This is a genomic window from Streptomyces sp. NPDC048171, assembly GCF_043202655.1.
In the GTDB taxonomy this organism is placed as follows: Bacteria; Actinomycetota; Actinomycetes; order Streptomycetales; family Streptomycetaceae; genus Streptomyces.
Genome location: NZ_JBIDAU010000003.1, coordinates 401,150 through 418,371 on the forward strand (window position 1 = coordinate 401,150; position 17,222 = coordinate 418,371).

The following is a 17,222-nucleotide window of genomic DNA, read 5'->3' on the forward strand; positions in this document are numbered from 1 at the left end:
CGGAGGAGCTGGGGCGGACGGTCCCGGGCGGCTCAGTCAGCTCGGGACGCGGGATCCGCTTACTTCAGACCGATCTTGTCGCAGGCGGCCTTGTACTTGCCGGCGCAGATCTCGTCGATCGTGTAGAAGCCGTCCTTGATGACGGTCTCCTTAATGTTGTCCTTGGTCAGCGAGACGACCGGGACGATGACGGCGGGGACGCCCTTGGCGGACTCGCTGTCGACCTTGTCGTTGGCGATGGAGTCGAGCGACTCGCCCTTGGCCAGCTTCACGGCCATCTCGGCCGCGACCTCGGCCTCCTTCGGGTACGACTTGAAGACGCTCATGTACTGCTCACCGGTGACGATGCGCTGCACACCCGCGAGTTCGGCGTCCTGGCCGGTGACCGGGATGTCGGCGATGCCGGCGGCCTTCAGGGCGGTGATGATGCCGCCCGCCATGCCGTCGTTGGCGGAGTAGACGCCGGCGATCTTGTCCTTGCCGAGGGCGGAGATGGCGCCCTCCATGTTGGCGTTGGCGTTCTCCGGCTTCCACTCCTTGGTGTCGTACTCGCGGCCGACCTTCACCTTGCCGTCGAGGGCGGAGTGGGCGCCCTCCTTGAACTGGGCGGCGTTCGGGTCGGTGGACGAGCCGTTCATCATGACGACCTGGCTGTCCTTGGCCTTGTCGCCCAGCGCCTTCAGCAGGGCCTCGCCCTGCGTCTTGCCGACGGTGACGTTGTCGAACGAGGTGTAGGCGTCGATCGGGCCCTCGGCGAGGCGGTCGAAGGCGACGACCTTGATGCCGGCGTCCTTGGCCTTCTTCACCGAGCCGGCGATGGCCTTGTAGTCCACCGCGTCCAGGATCAGCACGTCGACCTTGTTGGTCACCATCGTGTCGACCTGCTGGTTCTGCAGGCTGGCGTCCTGCTTGGCGTTGGCGTAGACGACCTCGCCCTTGTTGTTCGTGAGCTCCTTGACCTTCTTCTCGATCATGGGCTTGTCGAACTTCTCGTAGCGAGCGGTCTGGTTCTCCGGAAGCAGGAGACCGACCTTGATGTCGTCGCCCTTCTTCGCGGCCGAGTCGGACGAGTCGTTGTCGCCGGACTCCGCGGCGCTGCCACAGGCAGCAAGCGAGACGACCATGGCGCCGGCGGCGACGGCAAAGGCGGCACGACGCATACGCGTGTTCACTTCACAAACCTCCCTGACGAGGCCGCGTCGTTGCGGCCGAGGTGGCTGGAAGTCAACTCGGCCGCGCGTACGACGTCAAGAAGTAAATCCTTAACGAGATGACAACGGTGCCATCCGTGCTCTAAGTGAAGGCAGGCGTGGCCGCCGGCAGAGCGCCGGTCGCACTTCCGTCCAAAAGGGTCGAATCGCCCATTTCACTGAGGGCGAGGGCGAGCGCCCCCAGCACCTCCGCACGGCCCCCAAGTGCCCCGGGAAGCACCGAGAGTTGACGCGCCGCACTGGGGATGGCGTACCGCCCGACAGACTCTCTTATCGGGCCGAGCACCAGCTCACCGGCCTCGGCGAGATCGCCGCCGAGGACGACCCGGCTCGGATTGAGCAGGTTGCAGAGGTTGGCGACTCCACTGCCGATGTGGCGGCCGACGTCGGCGATCACCCGACGGCAGCCCGGGTCACCGTCCCGCGCCCGCCGTACGACGCCCTCCATCGTCAGATCGGTGCCGTGGCTGGGCTGGAGGAGCGGAAGCACATAGCGTGCTGCCGCGAAGGTCTCCAGGCAACCCCGGTTTCCGCAACGGCAGACGGGGCCGGCCTCATCGAGGGTGATATGCCCGATTTCTCCCGCTGTGCCGCCCGGCCCCCGATAGATCTTCCCGTCGATCACCAGGCCCGCGCCGACACCGCTGGCGACCTTGATGTACGCCAGGTCCCGCACCCCCCGGCCGCTCCCCCAGACCAGCTCCCCCAGGGCGCCGAGGTTCGCGTCGTTGTCCACGTGCACCGGCACGCCGAGCCGCCCCCGCAGCTCCTCGGCGGGCCGGGTGCCGCCCCAGCCGGGCAGGATGGCGGTCGAGCCCAGTGTCCCGGACTCCACGTCGATCGGGCCGGGCACGCCGAGACCCACTCCGGCGATCTTGGAGCGGTCGACGCCGGTGGCCGCGACCAACCGGCTGACCAGCTGTTCCGCCCGGTCGAAGCCCTGGTCCGAGGAGGCGTCCACGTCCAGCGGCTCGGACTCCTCGGCGAGCACCTGATGGGCCAGGTTCCCGATCGCGACGCGCAGGTGGGTGTGGCCGAAGTCCACGCCGATGACGATGCCGGCGTCCCCGCTCAGCGAGACGCTGCGGGCCCGCCTGCCGCCCGCCGACGTGGGCGTGACCTCGACGGTCCCGCCCTCCTTCAGCTCCCGGACGATGTTCGAGACAGTCGCCGCGGACAGGCCCGTCGTCCTCGCGATCTCCGCCTGCGTGAGCGAACCGGCGAGCCGTACCGCTCGTACGACCCGTTCCAGGTTGGCTCGGTGCAGCGACGACTGCGACCCCGGAGTCTCCACGACGACCTCCTGCGCGCGGGGCCGCTTCGATGAGGCCCCGTCCATGTCCAACTAGTGAACTCTAAGCTGAGCCGTTCGGGTCGCCTCCCGTCAAGAGGTTGAACCGCATCAGGGCCCCCACGGGTGCGCGGCCGCACACACGCGCGTGCCGCCCCCGGCCTCCGGGAGCGGCACGCGCGAACACGTCGGGGAGCGCGGAGGCGCTACTTCAGGGCGCCCGCGGTGAGTCCCTGGACCACCTGGCGCTGGAAGATGATGTAGGCCGCCAGCACCGGCAGCATGGCCATCACCAGGCCCGCGAACAGGCCCGACCAGTCGCCCTTGTACCCCTGGCTGACCGCCAGCTGCACCAGGCCCTGGGTGAGGACGTGCTTGTCCGGGTCCGTGTTCAGCACGGTCGGCAGCATGTACTGGTTCCACTGCCCCAGGAAGTTGAAGATCCCCACGCTGATCAGGCCGGGCTTGGCCATCGGCAGCATGACCTGGAAGAACGTCCGGGTGTGCGAGGCCCCGTCCACGAACGCGGCCTCCGCCACCGAGCTGGGCAGGGTCCGGAAGAACGCGGTCAGGAAGAACACCGTGAAGGGCAGTGAGTAGGCGATGTAGACCAGGATCAGCCCGTGGATGGTGTTCAGCAGCCCCATGTTGTCCACGACGTAGAACAACGGGACCAGCGCCAGCATGATCGGGAAACTCATGCCGCCGATGAACAAGTAATAGATGAACCGGTTGCCCGGAAAGTCGAAGCGGGCCAGCACATAGGCCGCCATGGAGCCCAGCACGAGGGTGCCGACGAGCGAACCGCCCACCACCATGACGGTGTTGAGGAAGTAGTCGCTCATGTGCGCCTGGGACCAGGCCCGCGACCAGTTGTCGAAGTTCAGCTTGGTTGGCAGCGACCAGGGCGAGCCGAAGATGGAGGCGTCGTCCTTGAAGGACGTCATCACCGCCCACACCAGCGGCATGCCGACCATGATCGCCCAGATGACGAGGACGCCGTGGGAGAAGACGTTGAGGGCGGTGCCCTCCTTCTTCCCCTTGCGGAGTCCGCCGGGCGCGGCCTCGGTCTTCAGGACGGGCGCGCCGGACTCGGCCGGCACGGGGGCGGGGGTCTCGGTCGTCTTCATTGCTCAGTACTCCAGCCGCTCGCGCCGGCCCAGCTTCATCACGAGCGCCGCGAAGGCCAGCGTGACGAGGAGCAGGGCGACGCCGATGGTGGTGGCGTAGGCGGCCTGACCGTCCCGGAACGCCTTCTGGTACACGTACAGGACCGTCACGGTGGTCGAGTAGTCGGGTCCGCCGGGCCCGGTCGTCATGATCTGCACGACCGCGAAGGACTCGGCGCCGAGGGCGAGGATGCCCATGTAGACCCAGCCGGACTGCACGGTGTCCCACAGCAGCGGCAGGGTGACCTTGAAGAAGGTCGTGAAGCGGTTCGCCCCGTCCAGCAGCGCGGCCTCGTACAGCTCCGCCGGGATGGAGGCCATGCCCGCCGAGAAGAGGACCACGAAGAAGCCGACGGTGGACCAGACGAGCACCGCCATCACGCACCACAGCGCGAGGTTCGGATCGCCGAGCCACAGCGGCTGGACGGAGTCCAGGCCGATCCCGCGCAGCAGGGAGTTGACCGCGCCGCTGTCCGGGTTGTAGGCGAACTGGAACAGCAGGGCGACGATCGCGATGGACAGCACCTGCGGGAAGAAGTAGACGATCTTGTAGAAGCCGGAACCGCGGACCCCGGTGATCACTGGGCCGCCCTTCCGCTTCCGCCCGCCCACGTTGATCATGAAGGAGAAGAAGAGCGCCAGGCCGAGCGTCACCAGCGGCACCAGCAGGGCGAACAACACGCTGTGCCACAACGACTTCCAGAAGATGTCGTCGTCGAGCATCCGCGAGTAGTTGTCGAAGCCGACCATCTTGAACTCGGGACTCAGCCCGGTCCAGTCCGTGAACGAGTAGTAGATGGACTGGATGAACGGCCAGACCACGAAGAGCGTGTACAGCCCCAGGGGTACCGCGAGGAACCCCACGATGAACCGGTACTTGCCGTGCTGCATTGCTACCGACCCCGATCTGAGCGCGGGTGGCGCCGCCAGGGCCTGTCCGGCGCGCCGGCGCCGGACAGGCCCTGGTGACGCTTCCTCACTGGTGCTTGTAGTGCTTGATCGACGAGTCCTTGGCGGCGTCGTCGGCGAAGCCCTGGATCTTCTTGATGGTCTCGGCCGGAGTCATCCGGCCCGCCATCATCTCGCCCAGGCAGCCGACGCCGATCTTCTCCTTCTGGAGCTGCACGTACCAGTCCTGCATCCGCGGGTTCACCACGTTGCTGCCGGCCAGCTCCAGCGCCGCCACGCCGGACTTGAGGCCCGGGGTCAGCTCGATGCCGTCGGTGCCGCCGTTGTAGGCGCTGAGCGACTTCACCTTGCTGGTGAAGTTCTTCGAGGAGGCCTCGCTGAGCATGACGCGCAGCTGCTCCATGCCGCCGGCGCCGTTGGCCGCCTTGGCCGGGACGATGAAGGGCTCGCCGCCGGAGGCCCACATCGTGCCGAAGGGCATCTTGTCGCTGTCGTCGATGCCGGGCGGGGCGGACACGGCGAGGTCGAAGTCGGCGGGGATGACCTTGGCCGACTCGTTCTCCACCCAGGAGCCGTTGGGGATGAACAGGGCCTTGCCCTTGGCCCAGGCGGTCTGCGACTGGATGTGGTCCAGGCCGGGGGTGCCCTTGAGGATGTAGCCCTTCTTGTACAGCTCGTACCAGGCCTCGAAGACCGTCTTGACCGCCGGGTGCTTCCAGGCGTTCGGCTCCAGGTTGTCGATGGCGTCCAGCACCTCGACACCGCCGACCTTGGCGATCATCGGGGACATCGAGAAGGGGATGTAGTACGGGTACTTGCCCGCGTACGTCCAGCCCGCCATGCCCTTCTTCTTGGCCTTCTCGCAGACCGCGAGCATCTCGTCCCAGGTCTTCGGGTACTCCGCGTCCAGCGAGTCGAGCGCCTTCTGCGAGTACCAGTTCCCGTAGACCGTGTACGCGTAGTACAGGATCCAGACCGGCTCGCCGTCGAACTGGCCCATTTCCACGATGCCGGGGCGCAGCGTGTCGCGGACCTTCTTGTTCGGGTCGTCGTAGGACGGGGCGTCGAGGAGCGGGGTGAGGTCGGCGAGCTGCTTCTTGCCGACCAGGACGCCCATGTCCATCTGCTCGGCGCCGGAGTTGTCGACGAGGTCGGGCGGGTTGCCGCCGTTGAAGCGCGGCTGGAGGGTCGACTGGATCTTCTGGGTGGCGGAGAACTTCACCTCGGCCTTCGGGAAGGCCTTCTCGTACAGCTTCACGGCGTCCTCGGCGTACTCCTTGCCGAAGCCGCCGTCGAAGAGGACGAATTCCATCTTGGCGCTGTCGTTGACCGCGAGAGGGTTCTTCGCGGACTTCTCGCCCGCCTTGGCCTTCTCCTGGTCGTCCCCGCCGCCGCTCGCGCAGGCGGAGAGGAAGCCCATGGTCGGTACGGAGATCAGGCCGAGCGCTGCGGACCGCTTGATCAGATCGCGGCGGCCGACGCCCGTACCGTTGTTCTCGGCGGAAGTGGATCCCATGCTCAAGTCCTCGCCTTCTACAGGACTCAGGCGGTGAACCGGATCCTCCCCGGCACCGCGATCGGGTCACGCTGGTTCGTGCGGGAAACGCTGGTACTGCTCTTCTGAAAAGTGCTGCTCGGGCGCTTGGGCGGTTCCTCTTCGCGGCTCCCCCCGTATCCCCCGGTGGGCGACAGGTATAGTCCACTTCCCGCCAGCGGATCAAGATCGAAAGCAAGGTTGGCGGTACGTCTTTTCCGAGTTGAGACCTCCCGGAAATATGAGTGGCCTGTGCACGCCATGCCGTAAGAATCCCTGGCATAAGCCCCGAACGCCACATCCAACACCCTTGACATCACATGCCACTTGACCCCTACTGGTCCTTGCGCAGCAGATTTGACAACGTTGTCCCACGCGCAGGGAGGGTGGCCAGGACATGGAATACAGAGTTCGGCACAGATGGGGTCCGGCGGTCGTGCTGACGACCGCCTTCGCTTTGGCGGTGGGTTCACAGGGGGCGGCGGTCGCGCTGCCGCAGGCTCCGGCCGGAGCCGACCGGGAGTTCGCGTCCTCGTTCGAGGCGGACGACCCGGCTCCGGACTGGCTCAACACCGTGGACACCGGCGCGGACGGCGGCAAGCGGTCCTCGGGTGTGGACGGCGGGTACACGACCGGCATACCGGGCAACGTCACCGACCACGTGACCGGCGTGCGGGCCAGCGCCGAGAACACGAACGGCGGCGAGGTCAAGGAGAACCTCGTCGACGGCGAGCCGGGCACCAAGTGGCTCACCTTCGAGAAGACGGGCTGGGTCGAGTTCGACCTGGACGAGTCGACGAAGATCGCCAAGTACGCCCTCACCTCGGCCAACGACCACGACGAACGCGACCCGGTGGACTGGACGCTGAAGGGCTCGGCGGACGGCGAGACCTGGCAGACGCTGGACTCCCGCTCCGGGGAATCCTTCGGCGAGCGCTTCCAGACCAAGACGTACGACCTCGCCGAGGCCGCCGAGTACCAGCACTTCCGGCTGGAGATCACCAAGAACAACGGGGCGGGCGACGCCCTCCAGCTCGCCGACTTCCAGCTGTCCACCGGCGGCGGCGACACCCCGGTCCCCGAGGACATGCTCTCGCTGGTCGACCGCGGCCCGACCGGCTCGCCGACCGCGAAGTCGGGCGCGGGCTTCACCGGCACGCACGCCCTGCGCTACGCGGGCCGGCACACCGCCGACGGCCGGGCGTACTCGTACAACAAGGTCTTCGACGTCAATGTGAAGGTCGACCGCCGCAGCGAGCTGTCGTACAAGATCTTCCCCTCCATGGCCGACGGCGACCTCGACTACGACGCCACGAACGTCTCCGTCGACCTCGCCTTCACCGACGGCACCCACCTGAGCGACCTCAAGGCCACCGACCAGCACGGGTTCCCGCTGACGCCGCGCGGTCAGGGCGACGCCAAGATCCTCTACGTCAACCAGTGGAACAGCGTCCAGTCGGGCATCGGCTCCGTCGCGGCCGGCAAGACCGTCGACCGGATCCTGGTGGCGTACGACTCCCCCAAGGGCCCGGCGAAGTTCCGCGGCTGGCTGGACGACGTGAAGATCGAGCGGGCCGCGTACGAGCGCCCGAAGGCCCACCTCTCCGACCACGCGCTCACCACCCGTGGCACCAACTCCAGCGGCAGCTTCTCGCGCGGCAACAACTTCCCGGCGACCGCGGTACCGCACGGCTTCAACTTCTGGACGCCGGTGACCAACGCCGGATCGCTCAGCTGGCTCTACGAGTACGCGCGCGGCAACAACGCGGACAACCTGCCCACCCTCCAGGCGTTCAGCGCGAGCCACGAGCCGAGCCCGTGGATGGGCGACCGGCAGACCTTCCAGGTGATGCCCTCGGCCGCGTCCGGCACCCCGGACACCGGCCGCGACGCCCGCGAGCTGGCCTTCCGGCACGAGAACGAGACCGCCCGGCCGTACTACTACGGCGTGCGGTTCGAGAACGGCCTCAAGGCCGAGGTGACCCCCACCGACCACGCCGCGATGATGCGCTTCACCTACCCCGGTGACGACGCGAGCGTGATCTTCGACAACGTCACCGACCAGGCCGGCCTCACCCTGGACAAGGAGAACGGCACCTTCTCGGGCTACTCGGACGTCAAGTCCGGGCTGTCCACCGGTGCCACCCGCCTCTTCGTCCACGGCGAGTTCGACAGCAAGGTCACCGGCGGCGACGCCGGCGGCGTCAAGGGCCACCTGCGCTTCGACGCGGGCAAGGACCGCACCGTGACGCTGCGCATCGCCACCTCGCTGATCAGCGTCGAGCAGGCGAAGGACAACCTGCGCCAGGAGATCCCCGCGCGCGCCTCCTTCGACAAGGTCAAGCGCGACGCCCAGAAGCAGTGGGACGAGGTCCTCGGCAAGGTCGAGGTCGAGGGTGCCACGCAGGACCAGCTGACCACGCTGTACTCCAGCCTCTACCGGCTGTACCTGTACCCGAACGCCGGCCACGAGAAGGTCGGCGGGAAGTACAAGTACGCCTCCCCCTTCTCGAAGGCGGTCAAGGAGGACACGCCGACCGAGACCGGCGCCAAGATCGTCGACGGCAAGGTCTACGTCAACAACGGCTTCTGGGACACGTACCGGACCACCTGGCCCGCGTACTCCTTCCTGACCCCGTCCAAGGCCGGTGAGCTGGTCGACGGCTTCGTGCAGCACTACAAGGACGGCGGCTGGACCTCCCGCTGGTCCTCGCCCGGTGCCGCGGACCTGATGACCGGCACCTCCTCCGACGTGGCGTTCGCGGACGCCTACGTCAAGGGCGTCGACTTCGACGCCAAGGCGGCCTACGACGCGGCCGTGAAGAACGCCACCGTGGTGCCCCCGTCCTCGGGCGTGGGCCGCAAGGGCATGGAGACCTCGCCGTTCCTCGGCTACACCAGCTCCGAGACGCACGAGGGCCTGTCGTGGGCGCTGGAGGGCTACCTCAACGACTACGGCATCGCGAAGATGGGCGAGAAGCTCTACAAGGAGACCGGCGAGAAGCGGTACAAGGAGGAGTCGGCGTACTTCCTCAACCGCGCGCAGGACTACGTGAACCTCTTCGACAGCAAGGCCGGCTTCTTCCAGGGCAAGGACGCCAAGGGCGACTGGCGGGTGGACTCCGAGAAGTACGACCCGCGCGTGTGGGGCTACGACTACACGGAGACCAACGGCTGGGGCTACGCCTTCACCGCCCCGCAGGACAGCCGCGGCCTCGCCAACCTCTACGGCGGCCGGAGCGGCCTCGGCGACAAGCTCGACGAGTACCTGGCCACCCCCGAGACGGCCTCGCCGGAGTTCAAGGGCTCCTACGGCGGTGTCATCCACGAGATGACCGAGGCGCGGGACGTCCGGATGGGCATGTACGGGCACTCCAACCAGGTCGCCCACCACGCCCTGTACATGTACGACGCGGCCGGGCAGCCGTACAAGACGCAGAAGAACGTCCGCGAGGTGCTCCAGCGTCTGTACACCGGCAGCGACATCGGCCAGGGCTACCACGGTGACGAGGACAACGGCGAGCAGTCGGCCTGGTTCCTCTTCTCCTCGCTCGGCTTCTACCCGCTGGTCATGGGCAGTGGTGAGTACGCCATCGGATCGCCGCAGTTCACCAAGGCGACGGTCCACCTGGAGAACGGCCGCAAGCTGGTCGTCAAGGCCCCGAAGAACAGCACGAAGAACGTCTACGTGCAGGGCCTGAAGGTCAACGGCAAGCGCTGGAACTCCACTTCGCTCCCCCACTCGGTGATCGCCAAGGGCGGCGTCCTGGAGTTCGACATGGGCGCGAAGCCCTCCTCGTGGGGCACCGGCAAGAACGCGGCCCCGCCGTCGGTCACCCAGGACGACGAGGTACCGACCCCGCGCGCGGACGCCGTCACCGGCGAGGGCGCCCTGTTCGACAACACCTCGGCGACCGACGCGAGCGTGACGTCGGTGGACCTGCCGGTCTCCGGCAAGGGCGTGAAGGCGGCCCAGTACACGCTGACTTCACCGAAGGACCACACCAAGGCACCGGCCGGCTGGAAGCTCCAGGGCTCGACCGACGGCACGACCTGGCGGACGCTGGACCAGCGCTCCGGGGAGTCCTTCGCCTGGGACAGGCAGACCCGGGCGTTCTCGGTGAAGTCACCGGGCACGTACGCGAAGTACCGGCTGGTCCTGGACGGCGAGCACACGCTGGCGGAGGTGGAGCTGCTGTCCTGAACCCCACGGTGAGCGTGGGATGAAGTCGCGGGGTACGCCGGGTGACCGGCGTACCCCGCAAAAGGTTGTACGCCCCACGTTGCTCTTCCATACCTGTTCTGTACCGCTCTCGTCCCCTGCGGTAAATCTGATTGACGTGTGAACGTCATGTGTAAGGATCACGGAGTATCCAGGGATCTTGCGGACCGACCGTCCGCTGTCCCTTCCGCATGACCAAACGGAGGACCCACGTGGCCAAAAGCTCTGGCCTGAACACGCGTCGCGCCCTGGCGCGTGCCACGGCTGCGGCGCTCACCGCCGCCCTGGTGGCGACGGGTGCGAGCAGTGCCGTCGCCGCCGACGAGCCGGTACCCACCGCGACCCGGCCGCAGGCCGACGTGAAGCCGTCGGACAACTCGAAGTTCGGCTCGACCGCCCTGCCGGGCGACGCGCAGATCAACCCGCTGTTCGGTTCGGACGGGAACGGTGACCTGTGGGGTTACCTGCCCAACTGGGAGGGTGGACTGGACTCCCGCTTCTTCTCCGGTTCCGGCTGGGACACCGCTCGCGCCGCCACCCAGGTGGACCACAACTCCGACGGCGAGTCGGACGGTCTCTGGCAGGTCACGGCCGGCGGCCAGCTCTACTACGGAGACTGGGGCATCGACTCGGAGCACATCTTCGTCGGCAACGGCTGGAAGATCTACGACCAGCTCTTCTCCGCCGACAACCTGGGCGGTGCCGGCGCCGACGACCTGCTCGCCCGCGACGGCTCCGGCAACCTGTACCTGTACCTCGGCTACGGCAACGGCAAGCTGACCCAGCGCTACAAGGTCGGCGGCGGGTGGAACGCGTACACCCACATCACCGGCAAGGGCGACCTCTCCGGCGACGGCAAGGCCGACATCGTCGCCAAGGACAAGTCGGGCGTCCTGTGGCTGTACAAGGGCACCGGCAACTACAAGGCGCCCTTCTCCTCCCGCACCCGTGTCGGTGGCGGCTGGAACGCGTACAACAACATCGTCTCCGTCGGTGACATCGACATCGACGGCATCACGGACCTCGTGGCCCGCAACAAGAGCGGGGCCCTGTACCTGTACAAGGGCACCGGCAACGGCTCCGCGCCGTTCAAGAGCCCCGTGAAGATCGGCAGCGGTGGCTGGAACATCTACAAGATGATGTTCTGAGGCAGGCAAAGGCCGAGGGCCGCACTCCCGGTGACGGGGGTGCGGCCCTCGGGCTTTGTGCGCCGCCGCCTACTTGCGGATCAGGCTGCGCAGCACGTACTGCAGGATGCCGCCGTTGCGGTAGTAGTCCGCCTCACCCGGGGTGTCGATGCGGACGACCGCGTCGAACTCGACGCCGGTGTCGGTGGTGACCTTCACCGTGCGCGGGGTGGTGCCGTCGTTCAGCTCGGTGACGCCGGAGACGGAGAAGGACTCCTCGCCGGTGAGGCCGAGGGAGGACGCGGACTGGCCCTCCGGGAACTGGAGCGGCAGGACGCCCATGCCGATGAGGTTCGAGCGGTGGATGCGCTCGTAGGACTCGGCGATGACGGCCTTGACGCCGAGGAGCGCGGTGCCCTTGGCGGCCCAGTCGCGGGAGGAGCCGGAGCCGTACTCCTTGCCGGCCAGGACGACGAGCGGGATGTTCTGCTCGATGTAGTTGCGGGAGGCGTCGTAGATGAACGAAACCGGCCCGTCGGCCTGGGTGAAGTCGCGGGTGTAGCCGCCCTCGGTGCCCGGCGCGATCTGGTTGCGCAGGCGGATGTTGGCGAAGGTGCCGCGGATCATGATCTCGTGGTTGCCGCGGCGGGAGCCGTAGCTGTTGAAGTCGCGGCGCTCGACGCCGTGCTCCGTCAGGTACTTGCCGGCCGGGGTGTCGGCCTTGATCGCACCGGCCGGGGAGATGTGGTCGGTGGTGACCGAGTCGCCCAGCTTGGCCAGCACGCGGGCGCCGGAGATGTCCTCGACCGGGGCCGGCTCCATGCCCATGCCCTCGAAGTACGGGGGCTTGCGGACGTAGGTGGACTCGGTGTCCCACTCGAAGGTGTCGCCGGTCGGGATCGGCAGCGCCTGCCACTGGGCGTCGCCCGCGAAGACGTCGCTGTAGGACTTGGAGAACATGTCCTCGCCGATGGCGTTGGCGACGACGTCGTTGACCTCGGCCTCGGAGGGCCAGATGTCCTTGAGGAAGACCGGGTTGCCGTCCTGGTCGGCGCCCAGGGCGTCCTTGGTGATGTCGACCTTCATGGAGCCGGCGAGGGCGTAGGCGACGACCAGCGGCGGGGACGCCAGGTAGTTCATCTTGACGTCGGGGTTGATCCGGCCCTCGAAGTTGCGGTTGCCGGAGAGCACCGAGGTGACGGCGAGGTCGTGGTCGTTGACGGCCTTGGAGACCTCGTCCGGCAGCGGGCCGGAGTTGCCGATGCAGGTGGTGCAGCCGTAGCCGACGAGGTTGAAGCCGACCTTGTCGAGGTACGGGGTGAGGCCCGACTTCTCGAAGTAGTCGGTGACGACCTTGGAGCCCGGGGCGAGGGTGGTCTTGACCCACGGCTTGCGGGTCAGGCCCTTCTCGACCGCCTTCTTGGCCACCAGGGCGGCGGCGACCATGACGTACGGGTTGGAGGTGTTGGTGCAGGAGGTGATGGCGGCGACCGTCACGGCACCGTGGTCCAGCTCGTAGGTCGTGCCGTCCGGGGCGGTGACCGGGACCGGGTTGGACGGGACGCCGTTGGCGACGGCCGGGGCGTCGGAGGCCGGGAACGACTCCTGGCCCGCCTCGTCCACGCTGTCCACGTAGTTGCGGACGTCCTGCTTGAACTGCTCGGCGGCGTTCGCGAGGACGATGCGGTCCTGCGGGCGCTTCGGGCCGGCGATGGAGGGGACGACCGTGGCGAGGTCCAGCTCCAGCTTCTCGGAGAAGTCCGGCTCGGCCTTCGGGTCCAGCCAGAGGCCCTGCTGCTTGGCGTACGCCTCGACGAGGGCGACCTGCTGGTCGGAGCGGCCGGTCAGGCGCAGGTAGTTCAGCGTCTCGTCGTCGATCGGGAAGATCGCGGCGGTGGAGCCGAACTCCGGCGACATGTTGCCGATGGTGGCGCGGTTGGCGAGGCTCGTGGCCGCCACACCCTCGCCGTAGAACTCGACGAACTTGCCGACGACGCCGTGCTTGCGGAGCATCTCGGTGATGGTCAGCACGAGGTCCGTGGCGGTGGTGCCCGGCTGCAGCTCACCGGTGAGCTTGAAGCCGACGACGCGCGGGATCAGCATGGAGACCGGCTGGCCGAGCATCGCGGCCTCGGCCTCGATGCCGCCGACGCCCCAGCCGAGGACGCCGAGGCCGTTGACCATGGTGGTGTGCGAGTCGGTGCCGACCAGGGTGTCGGGGTAGGCCTTGCCGTCGCGGATCATGACGACGCGGGCCAGGTGCTCGATGTTCACCTGGTGGACGATGCCGGTGCCGGGCGGGACGACCTTGAACTCGTCGAAGGCGGTCTGGCCCCAGCGCAGGAACTGGTAGCGCTCCTTGTTGCGGCCGTACTCCAGGTCGACGTTCTGCTTGAAGGCGTCGTTGGTGCCGAACTTGTCGGCGATCACGGAGTGGTCGATGACCAGCTCGGCCGGGGCCAGCGGGTTGATCTTCGCCGCGTCACCGCCCAGCTCCTTGACGGCCTCGCGCATGGTGGCGAGGTCCACGACACAGGGCACGCCGGTGAAGTCCTGCATGATCACGCGGGCCGGCGTGAACTGGATCTCCTGCGACGGCTGCGCCTGCGAGTCCCAGCCGCCGAGGGCACGGATGTGGTCGGCGGTGATGTTCGCGCCGTCCTCGGTGCGGAGCAGGTTCTCCAGCAGCACCTTCAGGCTGTAGGGAAGGCGCGCGGAGCCCTCGACCTTGTCCAGCCGGAAGATCTCGTACGACTCGTCGCCCACCTGCAGCGTGCTGCGGGCGTCGAAGCTGTTCGCCGACACGACAGTCTCCTTCATTCATGTGCGCGTACCACCGCATCCTGCCGCGACGCCGCCCTGGCCTTTCCGCTAAGGTATGGCTAAGTTAGGTAAGCCTTACCGCTGGACCCGACGGCGGCTGCGGCTGCGGTGCGCCTCAGCAGATATCTCGATGTCGAGATAACTCTAGTACATGGGGGCGGCCTGGTCATGCCCGGGCGCCGTGTGGCGTGCGCCCCACCGTCCACCCTTCCGGGTGACCCGTACGGCCATGGCTACGCCGAACGGGGGTATCCGATGCCTGCCGGACAGCCCCGGCACTACTCGGACGGAGGCACGATGCCCCTCACATTCCGCAAGAGTTTCCGAATCCTTCCCGGAGTGCGCCTGAACATCAACAAGCGTTCGTGGTCCATCACCACCGGTGGCAAGAACGGCCCGCGCCATACCCGCAGCAGCACCGGACGTCGTACGACATCGATGGATTTGCCCGGACCTTTCGGATGGCGGCGCACCACCACGAGCAAGCGTCGCTGAGCCGCGCTTGACGTCGCGCCACCCGAACGGACCCCCCGAGAGGCACCATCTCATATCTGAGATAGCCTCAACCTCATGGCAGACGACTACCTCGTACGCATCGGCAAGCTCATCCGTGACGCCCGGCAGCACCGCGGCTGGACGCAGTCACAGCTTGCGGAGGCGCTCAACACCAGTCAGAGCGCCGTCAACCGCATCGAGCGCGGCAACCAGAACATCAGCCTTGAGATGATCGCCCGCATCGGCGAAGCGCTGGACAGCGAGATCGTCTCCCTGGGCTACGCGGGTCCGATGCACCTGCGCGTGGTCGGCGGCCGTCGCCTCTCGGGCGCCATCGACGTCAAGACCAGCAAGAACGCGTGCGTGGCCCTGCTGTGCGCCTCGCTGCTCAACAAGGGCCGCACGGTGCTGCGCCGGGTCGCCCGCATCGAGGAGGTCTACCGCCTCCTCGAGGTGCTCAACTCCATCGGCGTGCGCACCCGCTGGGTCAACGACGGCACCGACCTGGAGATCGTGCCGCCGGCCGAACTGGACATGGAGGCCATCGACGCCGAGGCGGCGGTGCGCACCCGCTCGATCATCATGTTCCTCGGCCCGCTGCTGCACCGCATGGACCGCTTCCGGCTGCCCTACGCCGGCGGCTGCGACCTCGGCACCCGGACCATCGAGCCGCACATGATCGCGCTGCGCCGGTTCGGCCTGGAGGTCGCGGCGACCGAGGGCCACTACCACGCGGTGGTGGACCGTCAGGTGCGCCCGGACCGCCCGATCGTGCTGACCGAGCGGGGCGACACGGTGACGGAGAACGCGCTGCTCGCGGCCGCCCGCCACGACGGCGTCACGGTCATCCGCAACGCGTCGTCCAACTACATGGTCCAGGACCTCTGCTTCTTCCTGGAGGCCCTGGGTGTCCGCGTCGAGGGCATCGGCACCACCACCCTCACGGTGCACGGCATGCCGGTGATCGACGCCGACGTGGACTACTCGCCCTCCGAGGACCCGGTCGAGGCGATGAGCCTGCTGGCCGCGGCCGTGGTGACGGAGTCGGAGCTGACGGTCCGCCGCGTCCCGATCGAGTTCCTGGAGATCGAGCTGGCGGTCCTGGAGGAAATGGGCCTCGACCACGACCGCACACCGGAGTACTTCGCCGACAACGGCCGCACGCGCCTGGTGGACCTCACCGTCCGGCCCTCCAAGCTGGAGGCGCCGATCGACAAGATCCACCCCATGCCCTTCCCGGGCCTGAACATCGACAACGTCCCGTTCTTCGCGGCCATCGCGGCCTCCGCCCAGGGCCAGACCCTCATCCACGACTGGGTCTACGACAACCGCGCGATCTACCTCACGGACCTGAACCGCCTCGGCGGCCGCCTCCAGCTCCTGGACCCCCACCGCGTCCTGGTCGAGGGCCCCACCCGCTGGCGCGCCGCCGAGATGATGTGCCCGCCGGCCCTGCGCCCCGCGGTGGTCGTCCTGCTGGCGATGATGGCGGCGGAGGGCACGTCGGTGCTGCGCAACGTGTACGTGATCAACCGGGGGTACGAGGATCTGGCGGAGCGGCTGAATTCGGTGGGGGCGCAGATCGATATCTTCCGGGACATCTGAGGGGCGGGGTGTTGTGCCCCTTGGAGGCACGGGCACGACACCTCAACACGCCAGCTGACCTGCGGAAAATCACCTTCCCGACCCTCCACTGATCACTGTTGCTTCGCAGCACCCTGTGCAACGCACATGCAAGATGATCTTGAATGGTTGACGATACGTCAGAGATGCCTGAGCATCCGTCAGCCTTCACGGAGGGTTGTTGCCGAAATGGCCTCGCAACGTCCGGTGTCGGTCGTGCCACGCCTACCGCGTTATTCTCCTCCCGCTCGGTCAGCAGGGCCCACACGCCTGCGGATGGGAACATCCGCAGGCGTGAAAGCGTCGTTGTACGGCCGCCACTCGCCGACCGTGGCAGCGCCGTCGGTGACAGCGTCATCTCCACATGACGTTTGCGGCACTTGCGGAAAACGGAGCCAACGGAAGCATCGACCACTACCGTTGGGATCCCGTCAGCGTGTGTGATCCGGCACACTGGGTGAGGAGGAGCGGAGCACATGAAGCTGTTGATCCATACGGACGAGGACACCGGTCGGGAACCCCTGTTGCGATGGCTGACTCGGGACTCCGTCGCCCGGGACATACGGTTCGCGCCGGCCCCTGCCGCCGCCGACTCGATGGGCGCCGGCGAGATCGTGCAGGCTCTCGTCACCGATGTGACCAGCCTGGGCAGCCTGGTCGTGGCGATCGCGGCCTGGCGGGACTCACACGTCAGCAGGGCCGAGACGCCGACGGTGACCATCGAGCGAAACGGAACGCCGATCGTCGTCAGCGGTGCCGATCCGGAGGAGATCGACCGCGTCGTCGACGCCCTGCTCGCCGACGACAGCGCGACCTAG

11 protein-coding genes are annotated in these 17,222 nt (G+C 67.5%); 5 read left to right on the forward strand and 6 right to left on the reverse strand.

The genetic code is table 11. The annotated features are described in order from the left end of the window. Nucleotides 1-59: 59 nt before the first annotated feature. From ACGF3J_RS10540 to ngcE, 5 genes are all read right to left on the reverse strand, one after another. On the reverse strand, nt 60-1,160 hold the full coding sequence (locus ACGF3J_RS10540) for a sugar ABC transporter substrate-binding protein (protein WP_161330584.1): 1,101 nt from the start codon (nt 1,158-1,160) through the stop codon (nt 60-62). Nucleotides 1,161-1,293: 133 nt separating this feature from the next. Next, nucleotides 1,294-2,505, reverse strand: a complete 1,212-nt coding sequence (locus ACGF3J_RS10545) for an ROK family transcriptional regulator (protein WP_161330583.1) — start codon at nt 2,503-2,505, stop codon at nt 1,294-1,296. A gap of 203 nt (nt 2,506-2,708) precedes the next feature. Beyond that, on the reverse strand, nt 2,709-3,632 hold the full coding sequence (locus tag ACGF3J_RS10550; protein ID WP_064730310.1) for a carbohydrate ABC transporter permease: 924 nt from the start codon (nt 3,630-3,632) through the stop codon (nt 2,709-2,711). A gap of 3 nt (nt 3,633-3,635) precedes the next feature. Beyond that, on the reverse strand, nt 3,636-4,562 hold the full coding sequence (locus ACGF3J_RS10555) for a carbohydrate ABC transporter permease (protein WP_064730309.1): 927 nt from the start codon (nt 4,560-4,562) through the stop codon (nt 3,636-3,638). Nucleotides 4,563-4,647: 85 nt separating this feature from the next. Continuing rightward, a complete protein-coding gene (gene ngcE, locus ACGF3J_RS10560; RefSeq protein ID WP_161329368.1) occupies nt 4,648-6,096 on the reverse strand; it encodes an N-acetylglucosamine/diacetylchitobiose ABC transporter substrate-binding protein in 1,449 nt (482 codons plus the stop codon). Between the two features lie 415 nt (nt 6,097-6,511). On the opposite strand from ngcE, the gene ACGF3J_RS10565 reads away from it, so the two are divergent. After that, a complete protein-coding gene (locus ACGF3J_RS10565) occupies nt 6,512-10,318 on the forward strand; it encodes a GH92 family glycosyl hydrolase (RefSeq protein WP_202558272.1) in 3,807 nt (1,268 codons plus the stop codon). 230 nt (nt 10,319-10,548) lie between these two features. Beyond that, complete coding sequence (locus tag ACGF3J_RS10570; RefSeq protein WP_393853914.1) at nt 10,549-11,484, forward strand: FG-GAP repeat domain-containing protein; 936 nt, start codon at nt 10,549-10,551, stop codon at nt 11,482-11,484. A 69-nt stretch (nt 11,485-11,553) separates the two neighbouring features. Here ACGF3J_RS10570 and acnA read toward each other — a convergent pair whose 3' ends face one another. After that, nucleotides 11,554-14,268, reverse strand: a complete 2,715-nt coding sequence (acnA, locus tag ACGF3J_RS10575; protein ID WP_393853915.1) for an aconitate hydratase AcnA — start codon at nt 14,266-14,268, stop codon at nt 11,554-11,556. Nucleotides 14,269-14,583: 315 nt separating this feature from the next. Here acnA and ACGF3J_RS10580 point away from each other — a divergent pair, with 315 nt between their 5' ends. From ACGF3J_RS10580 to ACGF3J_RS10590, 3 genes are all read left to right on the forward strand, one after another. Further along, the gene (locus ACGF3J_RS10580) at nt 14,584-14,781 is read left to right on the forward strand and encodes a DUF4236 domain-containing protein (protein WP_079030465.1); all 198 of its coding nucleotides are present in this window, start codon (nt 14,584-14,586) and stop codon (nt 14,779-14,781) included. Nucleotides 14,782-14,856: 75 nt separating this feature from the next. After that, nucleotides 14,857-16,386: a UDP-N-acetylglucosamine 1-carboxyvinyltransferase gene (locus ACGF3J_RS10585; RefSeq protein ID WP_161329365.1), complete on the forward strand. Its 1,530-nt coding sequence runs from the start codon at nt 14,857-14,859 to the stop codon at nt 16,384-16,386. A gap of 494 nt (nt 16,387-16,880) precedes the next feature. Continuing rightward, nucleotides 16,881-17,222, forward strand: coding sequence for a hypothetical protein (locus ACGF3J_RS10590; RefSeq protein WP_393853916.1), 342 nt, complete (start codon nt 16,881-16,883; stop codon nt 17,220-17,222).

What these genes read in the sequence shown, in the direction of transcription:
- ACGF3J_RS10585 (WP_161329365.1), top strand. Translation starts at nt 14,857, where the DNA reads ATGGCAGACGACTACCTCGTACGCATCGGCAAGCTCATCCGTGACGCC.
- ngcE (WP_161329368.1), bottom strand. Translation starts at nt 6,096, where the DNA reads ATGGGATCCACTTCCGCCGAGAACAACGGTACGGGCGTCGGCCGCCGC.
- ACGF3J_RS10580 (WP_079030465.1), top strand. Translation starts at nt 14,584, where the DNA reads ATGCCCCTCACATTCCGCAAGAGTTTCCGAATCCTTCCCGGAGTGCGC.
- ACGF3J_RS10565 (WP_202558272.1), top strand. Translation starts at nt 6,512, where the DNA reads ATGGAATACAGAGTTCGGCACAGATGGGGTCCGGCGGTCGTGCTGACG.
- ACGF3J_RS10540 (WP_161330584.1), bottom strand. Translation starts at nt 1,160, where the DNA reads ATGCGTCGTGCCGCCTTTGCCGTCGCCGCCGGCGCCATGGTCGTCTCG.
- ACGF3J_RS10550 (WP_064730310.1), bottom strand. Translation starts at nt 3,632, where the DNA reads ATGAAGACGACCGAGACCCCCGCCCCCGTGCCGGCCGAGTCCGGCGCG.
- ACGF3J_RS10590 (WP_393853916.1), top strand. Translation starts at nt 16,881, where the DNA reads ATGAAGCTGTTGATCCATACGGACGAGGACACCGGTCGGGAACCCCTG.
- ACGF3J_RS10555 (WP_064730309.1), bottom strand. Translation starts at nt 4,562, where the DNA reads ATGCAGCACGGCAAGTACCGGTTCATCGTGGGGTTCCTCGCGGTACCC.